This is a genomic window from Nanhaiella sioensis (genome assembly GCF_046557775.1).
GTDB lineage: Bacteria > Bacillota > Bacilli > Bacillales > SM2101 > Nanhaiella > Nanhaiella sioensis.
Window position 1 is genome coordinate 3212363 of sequence record NZ_JBKAEG010000001.1, and the last position, 16420, is coordinate 3228782.

14 protein-coding genes, 1 tRNA gene and 1 other annotated feature are annotated in these 16420 nt (G+C 36.7%); of the genes, 14 read left to right on the top strand and 1 reads right to left on the bottom strand.

Annotated features, from left to right (window positions below; genetic code table 11):
* Positions 1-53: 53 nt before the first annotated feature.
* From V1503_RS14870 to V1503_RS14890, 5 genes are all read left to right on the top strand, one after another.
* Positions 54-1151: a GerMN domain-containing protein gene (locus V1503_RS14870; protein WP_214481534.1), complete on the top strand. Its 1098-nt coding sequence runs from the start codon at positions 54-56 to the stop codon at positions 1149-1151.
* Positions 1152-1935: 784 nt separating this feature from the next.
* Positions 1936-2697, top strand: coding sequence for a ribonuclease PH (gene rph, locus V1503_RS14875; RefSeq protein ID WP_410627925.1), 762 nt, complete (start codon positions 1936-1938; stop codon positions 2695-2697).
* Position 2698: 1 nt separating this feature from the next.
* The gene (locus V1503_RS14880) at positions 2699-3307 is read left to right on the top strand and encodes an XTP/dITP diphosphatase (RefSeq protein WP_410627927.1); all 609 of its coding nucleotides are present in this window, start codon (positions 2699-2701) and stop codon (positions 3305-3307) included.
* Position 3308: 1 nt separating this feature from the next.
* Positions 3309-3821 carry a metallophosphoesterase family protein gene (locus V1503_RS14885; protein WP_410627929.1) on the top strand — a complete coding sequence of 171 codons (513 nt, stop codon included), beginning with the start codon at positions 3309-3311 and terminating at the stop codon, positions 3819-3821.
* Between the two features lie 203 nt (positions 3822-4024).
* Positions 4025-4101: transfer RNA gene (locus tag V1503_RS14890), tRNA-Arg, on the top strand.
* A gap of 270 nt (positions 4102-4371) precedes the next feature.
* On the opposite strand, the gene V1503_RS14895 is transcribed toward V1503_RS14890, so the two are convergent.
* The gene (locus V1503_RS14895; RefSeq protein ID WP_214481524.1) at positions 4372-4821 is read right to left on the bottom strand and encodes an Hsp20/alpha crystallin family protein; all 450 of its coding nucleotides are present in this window, start codon (positions 4819-4821) and stop codon (positions 4372-4374) included.
* A gap of 584 nt (positions 4822-5405) precedes the next feature.
* Between V1503_RS14895 and ilvE the strand changes: the two genes are divergently transcribed.
* The 9 genes from ilvE to V1503_RS14940 all read left to right on the top strand — a co-directional run bounded on the left by ilvE (position 5406) and on the right by V1503_RS14940 (position 16189).
* On the top strand, positions 5406-6311 hold the full coding sequence (ilvE, locus tag V1503_RS14900; RefSeq protein ID WP_214481522.1) for a branched-chain-amino-acid transaminase: 906 nt from the start codon (positions 5406-5408) through the stop codon (positions 6309-6311).
* Positions 6312-6369: 58 nt separating this feature from the next.
* Positions 6370-6622: a binding site (T-box leader), on the top strand.
* A 261-nt stretch (positions 6623-6883) separates the two neighbouring features.
* On the top strand, positions 6884-8554 hold the full coding sequence (ilvB, locus tag V1503_RS14905; protein ID WP_410629444.1) for an acetolactate synthase large subunit: 1671 nt from the start codon (positions 6884-6886) through the stop codon (positions 8552-8554).
* Positions 8551-9069, top strand: coding sequence for an acetolactate synthase small subunit (ilvN, locus tag V1503_RS14910; RefSeq protein WP_214481520.1), 519 nt, complete (start codon positions 8551-8553; stop codon positions 9067-9069). Before ilvB ends, ilvN begins: the two co-directional genes overlap by 4 nt.
* An 18-nt stretch (positions 9070-9087) precedes the next feature.
* Positions 9088-10110 carry a ketol-acid reductoisomerase gene (ilvC, locus tag V1503_RS14915; protein WP_214481516.1) on the top strand — a complete coding sequence of 341 codons (1023 nt, stop codon included), beginning with the start codon at positions 9088-9090 and terminating at the stop codon, positions 10108-10110.
* Positions 10097-11644 carry a 2-isopropylmalate synthase gene (locus V1503_RS14920; RefSeq protein WP_410629445.1) on the top strand — a complete coding sequence of 516 codons (1548 nt, stop codon included), beginning with the start codon at positions 10097-10099 and terminating at the stop codon, positions 11642-11644. Before ilvC ends, V1503_RS14920 begins: the two co-directional genes overlap by 14 nt.
* A gap of 84 nt (positions 11645-11728) precedes the next feature.
* Positions 11729-12841, top strand: a complete 1113-nt coding sequence (leuB, locus tag V1503_RS14925) for a 3-isopropylmalate dehydrogenase (RefSeq protein WP_214481514.1) — start codon at positions 11729-11731, stop codon at positions 12839-12841.
* 139 nt (positions 12842-12980) lie between these two features.
* On the top strand, positions 12981-14393 hold the full coding sequence (gene leuC, locus V1503_RS14930; RefSeq protein WP_214481513.1) for a 3-isopropylmalate dehydratase large subunit: 1413 nt from the start codon (positions 12981-12983) through the stop codon (positions 14391-14393).
* Between the two features lie 95 nt (positions 14394-14488).
* Positions 14489-15073 carry a 3-isopropylmalate dehydratase small subunit gene (leuD, locus tag V1503_RS14935; RefSeq protein ID WP_410627933.1) on the top strand — a complete coding sequence of 195 codons (585 nt, stop codon included), beginning with the start codon at positions 14489-14491 and terminating at the stop codon, positions 15071-15073.
* A 105-nt stretch (positions 15074-15178) separates the two neighbouring features.
* Positions 15179-16189, top strand: a complete 1011-nt coding sequence (locus V1503_RS14940; RefSeq protein ID WP_410627935.1) for a tetratricopeptide repeat protein — start codon at positions 15179-15181, stop codon at positions 16187-16189.
* Positions 16190-16420: the final 231 nt, after the last annotated feature.

Genomic DNA, 16420 nt, shown 5'->3' on the forward strand with positions numbered 1-16420 from the left:
ATAAAAACAGCTCGTATACATAGTAGTACAAACTGATGTAAGGGGGAAGATAAATGAAAACATGGAAAATACTCAAAATGACCACTGCTATATTAACATTATCAGTGTTATTAGCTGGATGTGGTCTTTTTGGTGGAGAAGATACAGGCCTTGAGATTGATCCACCTCAAGAAACAACTTATTTGGAGGAAGGGGAATTTACTGACGGAGAAAGTATAATGGATTCAGAACAAGAAGAAGGTGTAAGTGTTGATTTACAGGAAGATGTAGTGGTAGACACTGTTCAACGTGAATTATTTCTGCTCGATCAATATGGAATGGTCGTTCCACAAACAGTAGAGTTACCGATAGTAGAAGGTCCAGCAAAGCAAGTTTTAGAATACTTGGTACAAGATGGGCCAGTAGAGGATATGCTTCCTAATGGATTTAGAGCTGTATTACCTGCAGGTACATCAGTTGAGGTGAACATAGTAGAAGATGGAATAGTAATTGCTGATTTTTCAAAGGAATTTCAAGAGTACAATAAAGAAGATGAACTAAAAATATTACAAGCAATCACATGGACATTAACTCAGTTTGACACAATTAATAAAGTACAGATAAGGATAAATGGTTACGATCAACCTGTAATGCCTGTGAACGGAACACCGATTGGGGAAGGGGTTAGCAGAGAGCACGGTATTAATTTTGATGAAAATGAAGTTGCAGATATTACAAATTCATACCCTGTTACAGTCTATTTCTTAGCGGAAAATGCTGATTCAACCTACTATGTTCCTGTTACTAGAAGAGTAGAGAACACTGAAGAAAATAGCATCGTTGCTGTCATTAATGAATTAGTTGAAGGACCTAGTTACACATCAAAATTATTAGGGGCAATCAATAATGAAGTTGAATTATTGAGCGAACCGATCATCCAAGACGGGCAAGTTATTTTAAATTTTAATGAATATATTCTAGGAAGCTTTTCAGAAGATCCGATTATTAATACAAATGTATTAGATACATTAGTCCTAACACTAACAGAACAGGAAGGTATAGAACAGGTAGCTATTCAAGTAAATGGGAAAGCAGAGCTTGTGAATGAACAAGGTGAATTATTAGCTGAACCAGTATCAAGGCCAAAAAATGTGAACATGGATAGTTTTTAAAAATCTTTTTTTGATATACTATATAAAGATGAGTACAAGAGGTAGGCGTATTTGAGCTACCTCTTCTTATTGTCTAATTCCCTTGAGGACGCTTCGTCATCGCATCTGAAGGCAGAGAACGCCTGCGTATGCGATGACTCCAGCGCTTGCCGGGAATAATCAAGGTGCTTGCACATTTCGCAATTGTCTAGCTCCAGGCGCCATCGGCTCGAGGTCATAAGCTAAACTGTCAAGAAGGTTAAAAAGCAACCTTCCAGCCAGCTTAACTTATGCTTGTCGCCGATAAGCAGTCGCCTTGCGCATTTCGCAATTGTCTAGCTCCAGGCGCGATCGGCTCGAGGTCATAAGCTAAACTGTCAAGAAGGTTAAAAAGCAACCTTCCAGCCAGCTTAACTTATGCTTGTCGCCGATAAGCAGTCGCCTTACGCATTTCGCAATTGTCTAGCTCCAGGCGCGATCGGCTCGAGGTCATAAGCTAAACTGTCAAGAAGGTTAAAAAGCAACCTTCCAGCCAGCTTAACTTATGCTTGTCGCCGATAAGCAGTCGCCTTGCGCATTTCGCAATTGTCTAGCTTCAGCACCCATTCCCTCGAGGTCGCTTCGTCATCGCATCTGAAGGCAAAGAACGCCTTCGTATGCGATGACTCCAGCGCTTGTCGGGAATAACCAGGGTGCTTGCGCATTTCGCAATTAAAAACACTTCGCCATTCCCCAAAGTGAGTGGGATTGTTATATGTGGAATGGGGTGTTTATGTTTTTTATGTTTGATGAGGAGGAATTATAAATGAGAGTTGATGGACGGAACGAAGATCAATTAAGAAGAATACATATTGAGACAAATTATTTAAAGCATCCTGAAGGTTCAGTACTAATCTCTGTTGGTGATACGAAAGTTATTTGTACTGCGAGTATTGAAGATCGAGTTCCACCGTTTATGAGAGGTGAAGGTAAAGGGTGGATTACAGCAGAATACTCAATGTTACCTCGAGCGACTGATTCAAGAAACATCCGGGAATCTAGTAAAGGGAAAGTATCGGGAAGAACGATGGAGATACAACGCTTGATTGGAAGAGCATTGCGCTCAGTTGTTGATTTAGAAAAAATTGGTGAAAGAACAATCTGGATTGATTGTGATGTCATTCAAGCAGACGGTGGTACGAGAACTGCGTCCATTACAGGTGCTTTTGTTGCTGTTGTGCTAGCAGTTGGGAAACTAATGTCTGAGAAAAAATTAACAAAATCACCAATACAAGACTTTTTAGCAGCTACCTCTGTTGGGATAGATGCGAAGCTAGGGCCTATTTTAGATTTGAACTATATCGAGGATTCATCAGCACAAGTAGATATGAATGTTGTTATGACAGGGTCAGGCCAATTTGTTGAGTTACAAGGAACTGGAGAAGAAGCAACTTTTTCAAGAGATGAGCTAAACAATTTATTATCTTTAGCTGAAGAAGGGATTCATGAGATCATTCAAAAGCAGCGCGAAGCATTAGGTGAATTCGTCCAACATATTAAATCAGCTACTGATGAAAGTGGGAACTAGAGTGAACCAAGTATTAATTGCAACAAAAAATATGGGCAAAGTAAATGAATTTAAGTCCATGCTAGAGCCTAAAGGAATTGAAATACAGTCTTTGTTCGATATTAACGAGCCGATAGATATTGAGGAAACAGGACAGACTTTTGCTGAAAATGCAATCATAAAAGCTGAGGCTGTAGCAAATCGGTTTCATACTATTGTCATTGCAGATGATTCAGGATTAGCAGTAGATGCTCTTGACGGTCGCCCTGGAGTTTATTCTGCCCGCTATGCTGGAGAACATAAAGATGATCAAGCCAATCTGGAAAAAGTATTGCAGGAGCTAGAAGGTGTACCAACTCATAAAAGGACTGGACGTTTTCATTGTGCCTTAGCTATTGCTTTTCCTAAAGGAGAAACCCATGTAGTTGAAGGCACATGTGAAGGTAGAATTACGGACACCCCTGTTGGACAAAACGGTTTTGGCTATGATCCTATTTTTTATGTAGAAGAGAAAGAAAAGACAATGGCTCAATTATCGAAACAAGAAAAAAATGAAATGAGTCATCGAGCCATTGCATTAAAAAAGCTTTCACATTTATGGTCTGAGATATTTGCTGATGAGGACAAGTAACATGAAAATTTTAGTCGTAAGTGATAGCCATGGCTTATCAGAAGAGCTTACACAAGTTGCTCGTAGACACGAAGATGATGTTCAAATGATGATTCATTGTGGAGATTCAGAGCTCCCAGCTCATGCTGAGGCAATGCAAGGATTTAACTCTGTTAGAGGAAATTGTGATATAGACTCAGCATACCCTGATCATTTAGTCGAAAAATGTGGACAGCAACATTTATTTGTTACACATGGTCATCTATATAATGTAAAAATGACTTTAATGAATCTTTTATATCGTGCTAAGGAAGTTGATGCGAAGGTTGTTTGCTTTGGGCATTCACACATAGCAGGAACAGAAATGGCTGATGGAATTTTATTTATTAACCCGGGGAGCCTCCGACTCCCGAGAATGCGCAAAGATAAAACATATGTTATACTACATATACAAAATAGACATATCCATGTCAATTACTATAGTATTGAGGGGAAGATTGTACCGTCTTTATCAAGCGAATTTATCCTTGAATAATAAAATGCATAGTTCTATATATGCTTAGTCTTGAGAGTCACCTTACTATAATATAAAAATGGTAAGGTACTCTCTAAGTAGAATAATGGGGATTATAAATTTGAGTGAGGAAATTTTTTTTATTTACTCCTTAAAAATGATTGACAAACTATACTAATATTTATATAATAAATTTTGTCGTTAACAATTAATCAACTTATTTTGTCCCAGTAGCTCAGCTGGATAGAGCAACGGCCTTCTAAGCCGTCGGTCGGGAGTTCGAATCTCTCCTGGGACGCCATTACATAGCAATGTAACCCATGATGGGTTTTAACAGATAATGGATAATCATACAGTGTGAATACTGTATGATTATCCATTTTTTTATACTGCTATTGATATAAGGAAACAGGTATTTTTTGAAGTAGTTATGTGGATATTTTGAAAAAGTTGATATTTTATATAGCTAGAAAAATATTGTTCTTTTTTAATGTATACGAAAGTAAATAAAAGTATATCAACTAAATGATGTTACTCCAGTAAAACCAAATATGAAAAGCTCCTCTGTTGATTAATGAAAATCAACATTAATTTTCTTCTTGGTGCCTTGGTTTTTTTTTGGCATAGTAACCTCTAGAACACCATTTTTGTATGTTGCTATCACTCCCTCAACATTTACAGTTGTTGGTAGAGTTACTGCTCTATGAAAGCTACCTGTATGTCTTTCTCTTCTGTATAAATTCTCATCTTTTACATCGTTAGTCCCATTTATAGAGCCACTAATATTTAAAACATTGTTGTCAATTTCAATATTTACATCCTCTTTTTTTTCTAATCCAGGAATGTCACACGTAGCCACAACCTCGTTATTTGTCTCATAAACATCAACTCTAATCATTCCTAAGTAGTTTTGCTCATTGGTATAGTCGAAAGGGAAGTTTGAGAAGTTAGTAAATAGCCTGTCCATGTCCCTTCTCATGTTTGATAAATGTCTGAACGGGTCGTGAGGTATTAATGTCATTAGTTCTCCTCCAAATGTGTAAAATTTAAATTATATAGAAATATTCTCTGCAGTAGTTATAGAAATATGTAATATGGATAAGAAATAATTAATACTGCTTATATATGTAAACTGATTTGAGGGAAGATCATGAATAAAAGTTATGTATTGGAAATTACTTTAATCATAAATTTTATATTGAATAAATGAGGTTGGATTGAAGGCTTCACATTTTCAGTTTCTCTTTCTAACTTTTTGAACCTATTTTTTAAAAAGTTTCACAAATTTAAAAACCTCATAATAACAGTGATGTAAGCGTATTCAAATTGAGTGATAAATACAAATTTTCAAATAATTCTTCAAAAGACTATTGACTCTTTAAACAAATGAGCGTAAGATAGTCCTCAAATAAAAAATTGTCACAATATTTATTAGTTTTTAAAATCTATATTTTTACATGATTTTACGTTAAAATTCCTTAGTTTTTTGTCGGTATAAATACCTAGTGTTGGTTCATTCAAAAAGGTACATTTTAGGATATTTTTTTATATCTATGTATTTATCGATTTAAAGCGTCTATATAATAAAGGGAAGGAGGATATAAGATGGGTGATCAGTGGATTTTTTTAGGTGATACTTTTGTAAAAAAAGAAGATGCAAAAATTTCAGTTTATGATCATGGCTTTTTATACGGAGATGGTGTATTCGAAGGTATTCGAGTGTATAGCGGAAACGTTTATCGGATGAAAGAACATATGGATCGTTTATATCGCTCAGCTAAATCAATTATGCTAACTATTCCTTATACAGAAGAGGAATTGACAGATCTAGTTGTTCAAGCAATCCAAAAAAATAAGTTTGAAGATGCTTATATTCGTCTTGTGGTTTCTAGGGGTGCTGGTGATTTGGGTCTAGATCCGTTTAAATGCAGTAAACCTCAAGTTGTTATTATCGTGGAGCCTCTTGCACTTTTTCCGAAAAAGCTGTATGAAACTGGCATAGAGATTATTACTGTTGCAACTAGACGAAATAGACCTGATGTTTTAAGCCCTAAAGTTAAATCGTTAAATTATTTAAACAATATTCTAGTGAAAATTGAAGCGCATTTGGCAAATGTAAGTGAAGCTTTAATGTTAAATGATCAAGGATATGTTTCAGAAGGGTCAGCGGACAATATTTTTATTGTCAAAGATAGCACCCTCTATACTCCTCCAGGTTATGTTGGAGCCCTTGAAGGGATTACGAGAAATGCAATTTTAGAAATTGCTTCTGAATTAGGTTACGAGCTCAAGGAAGAGCCATTTACTCGTCATGATGTATACACATGTGATGAAGTATTTCTCACAGGAACAGCAGCAGAGGTCATTGCTGTAGTCAAAGTTGATGGCAGGGAAATTGGTGATGGAAAACCAGGAAAACATACTAAAAAACTGCTTGAGGAGTTTAGGAAAAAAGTCGTTTCTGATGGAGTAAAGGTTTATCAATCAAACCAAGAAGTAACGGCGGGCTAGTATATATACATCGACTTAGAATTGTAACATCTTTTGTATTTTGAAAATTTAGAAAAAAGATAAAATGTTGAAGAGGATAAGTAATCTTCGAGTTAGGAAGCTACAGAGAGCCGGAGTTGGTGGAAACCGGTGCTACTATCGAAAGGTGAACTCGCCTCTGAGTGTCAACTTGAACGTCATAGTAGGGTTGGCCGGGTGAAATTAAAAATTTACCCGTTATCAAAAGGAATAGCATTAGACTATTCATGAGATGATCTTATGATCATGAAAAAGGGTGGTACCGTGGAAAGTAAAGTCTTTTCACCCCTTACACTTACTGTTATGGTGAGTGTTTGTTGGGGGTGAAGGGGCTTTTTTTATTACAAAGGTTCAGTATACATTGTTGCTATTGTCATTAATTTTAAAATCTAGAACAGTTACTATGCAATTATTATCACGAGAAGATGCCACAATACTTGTCTTATATATGTTTCTTAATTCGAAAACAGCAATTACAAAAGAGTGTTCAAAAAGGAGGAAATTACGTGGGCGCAAAGGTAAAGGTAGGTGTAAGAAATAACGTTAAATCAAAGATGAGCGGATCTTATATGCTAATAGAAGCGTTAAAGAAGGAAAACGTTGAAGTGATCTTTGGTTATCCTGGTGGTGCTGTTCTCCCAATTTACGATTCACTTTATGATTCTGGAATAGACCATGTGCTTACAAGACATGAACAAGGAGGCATACATGCAGCTGAAGGTTATGCAAGAATTTCTGGAAAGCCAGGAGTGGTTATTGCGACTTCTGGTCCAGGAGCAACGAATATCGTAACTGGCTTAACTGATGCAATGATAGATTCATTACCACTTGTTGTATTTACTGGTCAGGTAGCATCTTCAGTGATTGGAACAGATGCATTCCAAGAAGCAGATATTCTAGGAATCACTACACCAATTACGAAGCACAATTATCAAATTAGAGATGTTAAAGACGTACCAAAGGTGATAAAAGAGGCATTTCATATTGCAACGACAGGTCGTCCTGGACCGGTATTAATTGATATTCCGAAAGATATGGCAATACTTGAAGGTCATTTTGATTACGATCAAAAAATATCTCTTCCAGGGTATCAGCCTACTAGGGAGCCAAATCATCTTCAAATTCGTAAGTTAGTTGAAGCAGTCAGTCAAGCGCAAAAACCGGTTATTCTTGCCGGAGCTGGAGTTCTTCATGCAAATGCTTCAAACGAATTGAAGGCATACGCAGATCAACAAAGCATTCCAGTTATTCACACGCTATTAGGTTTAGGTGGCTTTCCAGCAGAGCATGAGTTATCCCTAGGCATGGCGGGGATGCATGGCACATATACAGCAAATATGGCTCTATATGAATGTGATTTACTCATAAGCATAGGTGCTAGGTTCGATGATCGAGTAACTGGTAATTTGAAGCATTTTGCACCAAATGCAGTTGTAGCCCATATCGATATTGACCCAGCTGAAATCGGTAAAAACGTACCGACGCAAATTCCAGTAGTTGGAGATGCAAAAGAAGCATTAAAAGAACTCATTGCTCAAAATGGTAAATGTGGACCTTCAAGTGAATGGCGCAAGAAGCTAGCGAACCGAAAACTAGAATATCCGCTAGTTTATCAAAAGAATACGAACGAACTTAAACCACAAAAAGTAATTGAATTAATCTATGAAAATACAAATGGTGAAGCAATTATTACGACTGACGTTGGGCAACACCAAATGTGGACTGCACAATACTACAAATTTAAATATCCAAATAGGTGGGTCACATCTGGAGGACTAGGTACAATGGGTTTTGGTTTACCAGCAGCTATAGGTGCCCAGCTTGCTGATAGAGAAGCAACTGTCATTTCAATTGTCGGTGACGGAGGGTTTCAAATGACCTGTCAGGAACTATCAGTTATGCAGGAGCTTAATTTACCTGTCAAAGCTGTAATTATTAACAATCAATCATTAGGAATGGTTAGACAATGGCAACAAATATTTTATGATCAACGTTATTCCCATTCACTTATTCCAAATCAACCAGATTTTGCGAAGCTTGCAGAAGCATACGGAATTAGAGGGTTAAAAGCAACAACGGAAGCAGAAGCAAAAAAAGTGTTGCAAGAAGCTTTAGAAATTGATGGACCAGTTCTCATCGACTTTCATGTTACATCTGACGAGAATGTTTATCCAATGGTAGCCCCAGGCAAAGGATTACATGAGATGGTGGGGGTGAAATTGTGAAACGTATTATCACATTAACTGTTAATAATCGATCTGGTGTTTTAAATCGCATTACAGGCTTATTTACAAAACGTCATTATAACATTGAGAGTATAACAGTTGGAGCAACAGAAGTAGCTGGAGTTTCTCGGATAACATGTGTTGTTCACGTTGAGGATCAGCGAGTAGCTGAACAAATTACAAAGCAACTAAATAAGCAAATTGATGTCTTGAAGGTAATGGACATAACTGATCAAGCTATCGTAGCGAGAGAATTAGCGTTAATTAAAGTAGTTGCACCTCCAGCAACTAGGAATGAAATATATGGTTTAATCGAACCATTTAGAGCATCAATCCTTGATGTTAGTAAGGATAGCCTAGTTATACAAGTAACTGGAGAATCATCAAAGATTGAAGCACTCATTGAATTAATAAAACCTTATGGAATTAAAGAAATAGCTAGAACAGGAACAACAGCATTTGCACGTGGCATGCAAAAAGCTGTAACAAATATAAAATCACATTCAATCGTCTAAAAAGGGAGAGATTAAATCATGGTAAAAGTATATTATAACGGGGATGCAAACGATAGTTATTTAACAGGAAAAAAGGTAGCAATCATCGGATATGGTTCTCAAGGTCATGCACATGCCCTAAATTTAAGTGAAAGTGGAGTAGATGTTGTAGTAGGTTTAAGAAAAGGTGGTTCATGGGACAAAGCAGTAGCAGATGGATTTACGGTACAATCGGTTAAAGAAGCAGCCGAACAAGCTGATATTGTCATGGTTTTATTACCTGATGAACTTCAAACGAAAGTATATAAAGAAGAAATTGAACAAGGTCTTAAACCAGGGAATGCTTTAGTATTTGCACATGGATTTAACATTCATTTCAATCAAATTGTACCACCAAGCTTTGTGGATGTATTTTTAGTAGCACCAAAAGGTCCGGGACATCTTGTTAGACGAACGTACAAAGAAGGTGCTGGAGTGCCAGCGTTATTCGCTCTATATCAGGATGTATCAGGTGAAGCAAAAGAGGTCGCTTTAGCATATGCCAAAGCAATTGGCTCAGCTCGAGCTGGGGTACTTGAAACAACGTTCCAAGAAGAAACAGAAACAGACTTATTTGGTGAACAAGCGGTTTTATGTGGAGGTTTAACATCACTTGTCAAGGCTGGATTTGAAACATTAGTAGAAGCGGGATATCAACCAGAACTTGCGTATTTTGAATGTCTACATGAGCTCAAATTAATTATCGATTTAATGTATGAAGATGGTTTAGAAGGGATGCGTTACTCAATTTCTGATACAGCACAATGGGGAGATTTTGTATCAGGACCTAGAGTAATCACTGATTCCGTTAAGCAAGAAATGAAAAAAGTATTAGAAGATATCCAAACAGGTAAATTTGCAAAAGGCTGGATCTTAGAAAATCAGGCGAATCGCCCTGAATTTACAGCGATTAATAAACGGGAAAATGAGCATCAAATTGAAGTAGTGGGACGCGAATTAAGAAAAATGATGCCATTTATTAAACAAAAGAAGGAGGCAGTTGGAACAAGTGCAGACAATTAAAATCTTTGATACAACGCTTCGAGATGGTGAACAATCTCCTGGAGTCAATTTGAACTTATCGGAAAAGATAGAAATTGCTAAACAGCTTGAACGTCTTGGTGTTGATATTATTGAAGCGGGTTTTCCGGCTGCTTCAAGCGGTGACTTACAATCAGTGAGAGAAGTTGCAGCTGTTATTAAAAATAGTTCAGTTACAGGACTTTCACGATCAGTTCAATCAGATATAGATGCAGCATGGGATGCGTTAAAAGGTGGAGCTCAGCCTCGACTTCACCTTTTTATCGCAACATCTCCAATTCATATGAAATATAAGTTAAAGCAAAGCCCAGAGCAAGTACTTGAATCAGCAGTGGAGGCTGTTAAATACGCCAAACAGCGGTTTCCTATCATTCAATGGTCAGCTGAAGATGCATGTCGTTCAGAACTCCCATTTTTAGCAAAGATTGTAACAGCTGTGATTGAAGCAGGAGCAAGTGTCATTAATATTCCAGATACAGTAGGATATATAACCCCGAAGGAATACGGTGAAATATTCAGCTATCTTAAGAAAAATGTTCCGAATATTCAAAAAGTTTCATTGTCCGCTCATTGCCACGATGATTTAGGGATGGCAGTCGTTAATTCCCTTAGCGCCATTGAACACGGTGCAACACAGGTAGAAGCAACATTAAACGGGATTGGCGAGCGTGCTGGGAATGCTTCTTTAGAAGAAATCGCTGTAGCTCTTCATATTCGAAAAGATTTCTATAATGCTAAAACAAATATCCAATTAAATGAAATAAAAAGAACAAGTGACTTAGTAAGTAAACTAACAGGCATGGTAATACCACCAAATAAAGCTGTAGTTGGTAAAAATGCTTTTGCACATGAGGCAGGAATTCATCAGGATGGTGTGTTAAAAGAAAAAACAACGTATGAAATTATTTCGCCTGAATTAGTCGGTGTAAATACAAATGCAATGGTGCTTGGTAAGCATTCAGGACGACATGCGTTCCGAACGCGTATCCAAGAGCTAGGGATCTCAGTGAAAGATGAAGAAATTAATTCATTGTTTAAGTTATTTAAAGATTTAGCGGATAAGAAGAAAGACATTACTGATGATGATTTAATTGCATTAGTACTAGAAGAGAGATTCGGGAAGGGAGATACACAATATGAATTAATCTCTCTACAAGTACAATACGGTACCAACCAAGTGCCAACTGCCACTATTACCCTTAAAGGATTGGAAGGTGAGATCATTCAAGAGGCGGCAACTGGAGCAGGTAGCGTAGAGGCTATATACAATACATTGGAAAGAATGGTCCATGCTTCTGTAAAGCTATTAGATTATAAAATACAATCAGTTAGTGGAGGTAGAGATGCGTTAGCACAAGTATATGTGAATGTTCGAGTAAATGGTGAAGAGACGAGTGGGAGAGGCTTGGATCAAGACGTGTTAGAAGCTTCTGCGAAAGCATATATTAATGCGATAAATAGAGTATTTTACCTACAAAAATATAAGAATACTGTTGAAGAAGTGACGATGAAATAACAGCTTAACAAGAGAAAACTATCGTATGCCCTCTAAATAAACCAATAAGTTAACAATGATAATTTGAGATTGGAGGAATAAAAAGTGAAAAAGAAAATTACCGTTTTACCCGGAGATGGAATTGGTCCAGAAGTTTCTAGAGGGGCAGTAGAAATATTGAAAGCTGTAGGAGAGCGATTTAATCATCAATTTGACTTTATATATAGCTTAATTGGTGGAGCAGCGATTGAACAAACAGGTAGCCCGTTACCAGATAAGACGTTAAATGATTGCAAACAAAGTGATGCTGTATTGTTAGGTGCTGTTGGAGGACCGCAATGGGATCAAAATCCACCTGAACTTCGTCCTGAAAAGGGCTTATTACAAATTCGTAAAGAATTGGAGTTATATGCAAATTTACGGCCTGTTTCATTTAACCCTAGTTTAATTGAGTCGTCACCAATAAAAGAGAATATAATTACAGGTGTTGATTTACTCATCGTACGAGAGCTTACAGGAGGATTGTATTTTGGAAAACCAAGTGCTCGAACGATAGACAGAGGAGAAGAATCTGTCGTAGATACACTTTATTATAAACGAAAAGAAATGAAGAGAATATTAGTCACAGCATTTGAATTGGCTAAGAACCGTCGGAGCAAAGTTACTTCTGTTGATAAAGCAAATGTACTTGAGTCTAGTCGCATGTGGAGAGAAGTGGCTGAGGAGGTAGCGCAAGATTTTCCAAATGTTCAATTAGAGCATATGTTGGTCGATAACGCAGCGATGCAATTAATAAAAAATCCAACACAGTTTGATGTCATTGTAACTGAAAATATGTTTGGTGATATATTAAGTGATGAAGCATCAATGTTGACTGGGTCTTTAGGAATGCTTCCATCGGCAAGTTTGTCAACTACAGGTCCATGCCTGTATGAACCAATACATGGGTCAGCACCAGATATAGCAGGGCAAAATAAAGCGAATCCGGTAGCAATGATATTGTCTGCTGCTATGATGCTGAGAAATTCCTTTCAAATGGATGAAGAAGCAAAAGCAATTGAAAATGCTGTGAATCAAGTGCTTGCTGCTGGACATCGTACTCCTGATGTTGTACAAGAAGGAAAAAGAGCGGTTAAAACAGAGGAAATGGTTGAACGTATTAAAGCAGCTGTACTAGACCATGCTGCAATATCAAACATTATGTCAATATACGCGTAAATCATAGGTAGACATAAATAGGAAACCCTTGCACACCCACTAGATAGGTCTAAAGACCTATCTAGTGGAAACCTATATAGGGTCTTTACACGAATAATGTTTGATTAACATTTGACAATATTGAGAGGTGAATTTATTCGTGGAACCAAAAAATATTATAGAAAAAATATGGGAAAAAAATATCGTATATCAAGAAGAAGGCAAGCCTGATTTATTGTATATAGACCTTCATCTCGTTCATGAAGTTACTTCTCCACAAGCATTTGAAGGGTTACGTTTAAATAATCGGAAAGTAAGACGCCCAGATTTAACATTTGCAACGATGGATCATAATGTACCTACATTCAATCGCTACATCATCCAAGATGAAGTAGCACAAAACCAAATGACTGCTCTTGAAAAAAATTGTGAAGAATTTGGCATTTATTTGGCGGATTTAAACAGTCCTGATCAAGGTATTGTTCACGTTATAGGTCCTCAATTAGGTCTCACACAGCCTGGGAAAACAATCGTATGTGGTGATAGCCATACATCGACTCATGGAGCATTTGGAGCGTTAGCATTCGGTATTGGTACTAGTGAAGTTGAGCACGTATTGGCAACTCAAACATTATGGCAACACCGACCTAAAACATTAAAAATTAATATAAATGGTAAGTTAGCTGCTGGTGTTTCCGCTAAAGATGTCATCTTATCTATTATCGGAGAATATGGTGTAAATGTTGGTACAGGTCATATTATTGAATTTACAGGTGATACAATCCGTAATATGTCGATGGAGGAACGGATGACCATATGTAATATGTCAATAGAAGCAGGTGCAAAAGCTGGCTTAATTAGTCCAGATAGAACAACATTTTCGTATTTAAAAGGAAAGAAGCATATTCCCAACGGTGAAGAGTATAATAGACTTGTGAAAAAATGGGAAAAATTAGCAAGTGATTCAAATGCAACCTTTGATAGAGTCATTGAAATTGACGCAAGTGAAATAGCTCCAACTGTTACATGGGGAACAACACCGGGGATGAGTGTAACGATCGAGCAAGTAATACCTTCACCTCTAGACTTCGATGATGAAGCAGATCAAAGGGCTGTAGATAGTGCACTACAATATATGGGCTTACAAGCTGGTACACAAATTTCTGATGTAGAAATTCAACATGTATTTATAGGTTCATGTACAAATTCAAGGATAAGCGATCTTCGCGAAGCTGCTAAAATTGCGCAAGGTAACAAGGTGTCAAATCAGGTAAGAGCGCTAGTTGTACCAGGTTCACAAGAGGTGAAGCGTCAGGCGGAAGAGGAAGGTTTAGCAGATATTTTCATTTCAGCAGGTTTTGAATGGCGTGAATCAGGATGTAGCATGTGCTTAAGTATGAATCCAGATGTTGTACCAGAGGGAGAACGCTGTGCTTCAACATCAAATCGAAATTTTGAAGGAAGACAAGGAAAAGGTGCTAGAACTCATTTAGTTAGTCCTGCGATGGCAGCAGCAGCAGCTATATATGGTAGGTTTGTAGATATTAGAAAACTACAAAAAACTATTGTGTAACGTAGTAAGTGACATAGTAGGTAGTTGGCATTACTCACATATATTAGTTGAAGTGAGCATTCCTGAAAACTTAAAGTTAAAGGAGAGATAGGGGTATGGAACCATTTCATATTCACACTGGTAAGGTAGCAGGGTTAGATCGTGTAAATGTTGATACCGACCAAATCATACCTAAGCAGTTTTTAAAAAGAATAGAGCGAACAGGATTTGGTCAATATTTATTTTATGACTGGCGGTATCTTGATAATCATACATTAAATCCAGATTTTGAATTAAATAAACAGGAGAACGCTGGTGCAACAATACTTGTAGCAAATGAAAACTTTGGATGTGGTTCTTCTCGCGAACACGCCCCGTGGGCATTACAAGACTATGGATTTAAAGTAATTATCGCTCCATCATTTGCAGATATATTTTATGGGAATTGCTTAAAAAATGGTTTGCTCCCAATTAAATTAGATAGAGAAGATGTAAAGTATATATTATATGAAGGAAATAGTTCTAACTATACTTTACAAATAGATTTAGAGAATCAAACTATATCGGATGAGAAAGGCTTAAGTAAAGGATTTCTCATTGATCAATACAGAAAAGAGTTGTTAATTAAAGGTTGGGATGAAATAGACTTGACTTTTGTTTATGAAAAACACATATCACAATATGAGATATTAAATAAGTAGAAGAGGCGCCTAGGTTCGTTCCGAGGCGCTTCTTGTTTTCTGTTCACTTACTTGATAAACTTAATAACACAAAAGTACGAAAATGGCTATAGGACGGTAAAATTGATGGCAGATATCAGAAAACAAAGTGAAAATATTCTTCCCTTCCCTAATCTAAAAGAACGACTTATTGAAAAGGGGTTCGATCAACTACAGCATAAGCAATTTCAAGAAGCACTTTTGTTGTTTGATCAAGCAGGTGAATTAGAAAGTGACCACCCTGAAATTGAATTAGGTACTGTGTTATGCCTGTTCGAATTAAATAGATTTGAGGAAGCAAAAGAAATATGTAATAGCATGCTGCAAAAAGGAATTGGCGATTATTATCAAGTATTACAAATATATACGTCTATTCTGCTCCAGCAGGGGCATTACAATGAAATCATTACAACGATTGAGGCTATACTTCAAGAGGGAAATATCCCTTCAGAATATGCTGAAAATCTATTTAAACTTCTAGACTTCAGTAGAAAAATGAATGTCAATAATGTGGAGAATAGTAATAACGATAATATTGCTGAAGGTAGCACTCTGGATCAAATGCTCAACCAAGGCGATGATATTGAAGAACACTGGACAGCAATTCAACTTCTTCGTAATCAAAATGTTCGTCGTGAGAGACAGACAATAGAGACTTATTTAGCTAACCCTAAAAAGTCACCGCTAATTAAATCTGCTTTATTACAAGTTTTAATGGAGCAAGAAGTAGATTTTGATATAAGTATCAATAAATTTAATCGAGATATAACAATAAAGCCAACCGAGCTTTTAGATAGTAGAGAGGATCCTTTTACAAAAGAAGTTTTAACAATACTGGAAAAGAATGTTTTAAATGAAAATCCAACTTTATATGAAGTAATTAAAGAGATTTGGTTTAGACATTTGTTCATTTTATTTCCTTTATACCCAGAACCAAAGGAAGCAAATCTCTGGGCTGCAGCATTACATATAATAGCTTTGGAGATGCAGGGGTTTGATCATGACCGACATAGTATAGTATCCAAGTATAATGTAAATAATGAACAATTAATGCAAGCTTGTGAAGCCATCTATAAGATAGAGGACATTTCTTCATAATAAATGAGTTGAACAGTAAATTAGTCACACTACGTACATAGCTGGGAATCTTTAACTGTTAATTAATTTATATAAAAAAATTAGTTTGTGTTGAAAGCAAATTATTCTGTGTTATAATGTAGTGGTTGTATTGTAGTAAATTTGAAGCTACATATAAGTGCGCAAAAAGATAATGATATAATCAATTCGTTATCTATCATATTTGATTAATGAAGCATATAAATAGATGTT

Excerpts from the sequence above, each read along its gene's own strand:
- V1503_RS14870 (WP_214481534.1), top strand. The coding sequence starts at position 54 with ATGAAAACATGGAAAATACTCAAAATGACCACTGCTATATTAACATTA.
- ilvB (WP_410629444.1), top strand. The coding sequence starts at position 6,884 with ATGAGCGGATCTTATATGCTAATAGAAGCGTTAAAGAAGGAAAACGTT.
- V1503_RS14885 (WP_410627929.1), top strand. The coding sequence starts at position 3,309 with ATGAAAATTTTAGTCGTAAGTGATAGCCATGGCTTATCAGAAGAGCTT.
- leuD (WP_410627933.1), top strand. The coding sequence starts at position 14,489 with ATGGAACCATTTCATATTCACACTGGTAAGGTAGCAGGGTTAGATCGT.
- rph (WP_410627925.1), top strand. The coding sequence starts at position 1,936 with ATGAGAGTTGATGGACGGAACGAAGATCAATTAAGAAGAATACATATT.
- V1503_RS14940 (WP_410627935.1), top strand. The coding sequence starts at position 15,179 with ATGGCAGATATCAGAAAACAAAGTGAAAATATTCTTCCCTTCCCTAAT.
- ilvE (WP_214481522.1), top strand. The coding sequence starts at position 5,406 with ATGGGTGATCAGTGGATTTTTTTAGGTGATACTTTTGTAAAAAAAGAA.
- ilvC (WP_214481516.1), top strand. The coding sequence starts at position 9,088 with ATGGTAAAAGTATATTATAACGGGGATGCAAACGATAGTTATTTAACA.
- V1503_RS14895 (WP_214481524.1), bottom strand. The coding sequence starts at position 4,821 with ATGACATTAATACCTCACGACCCGTTCAGACATTTATCAAACATGAGA.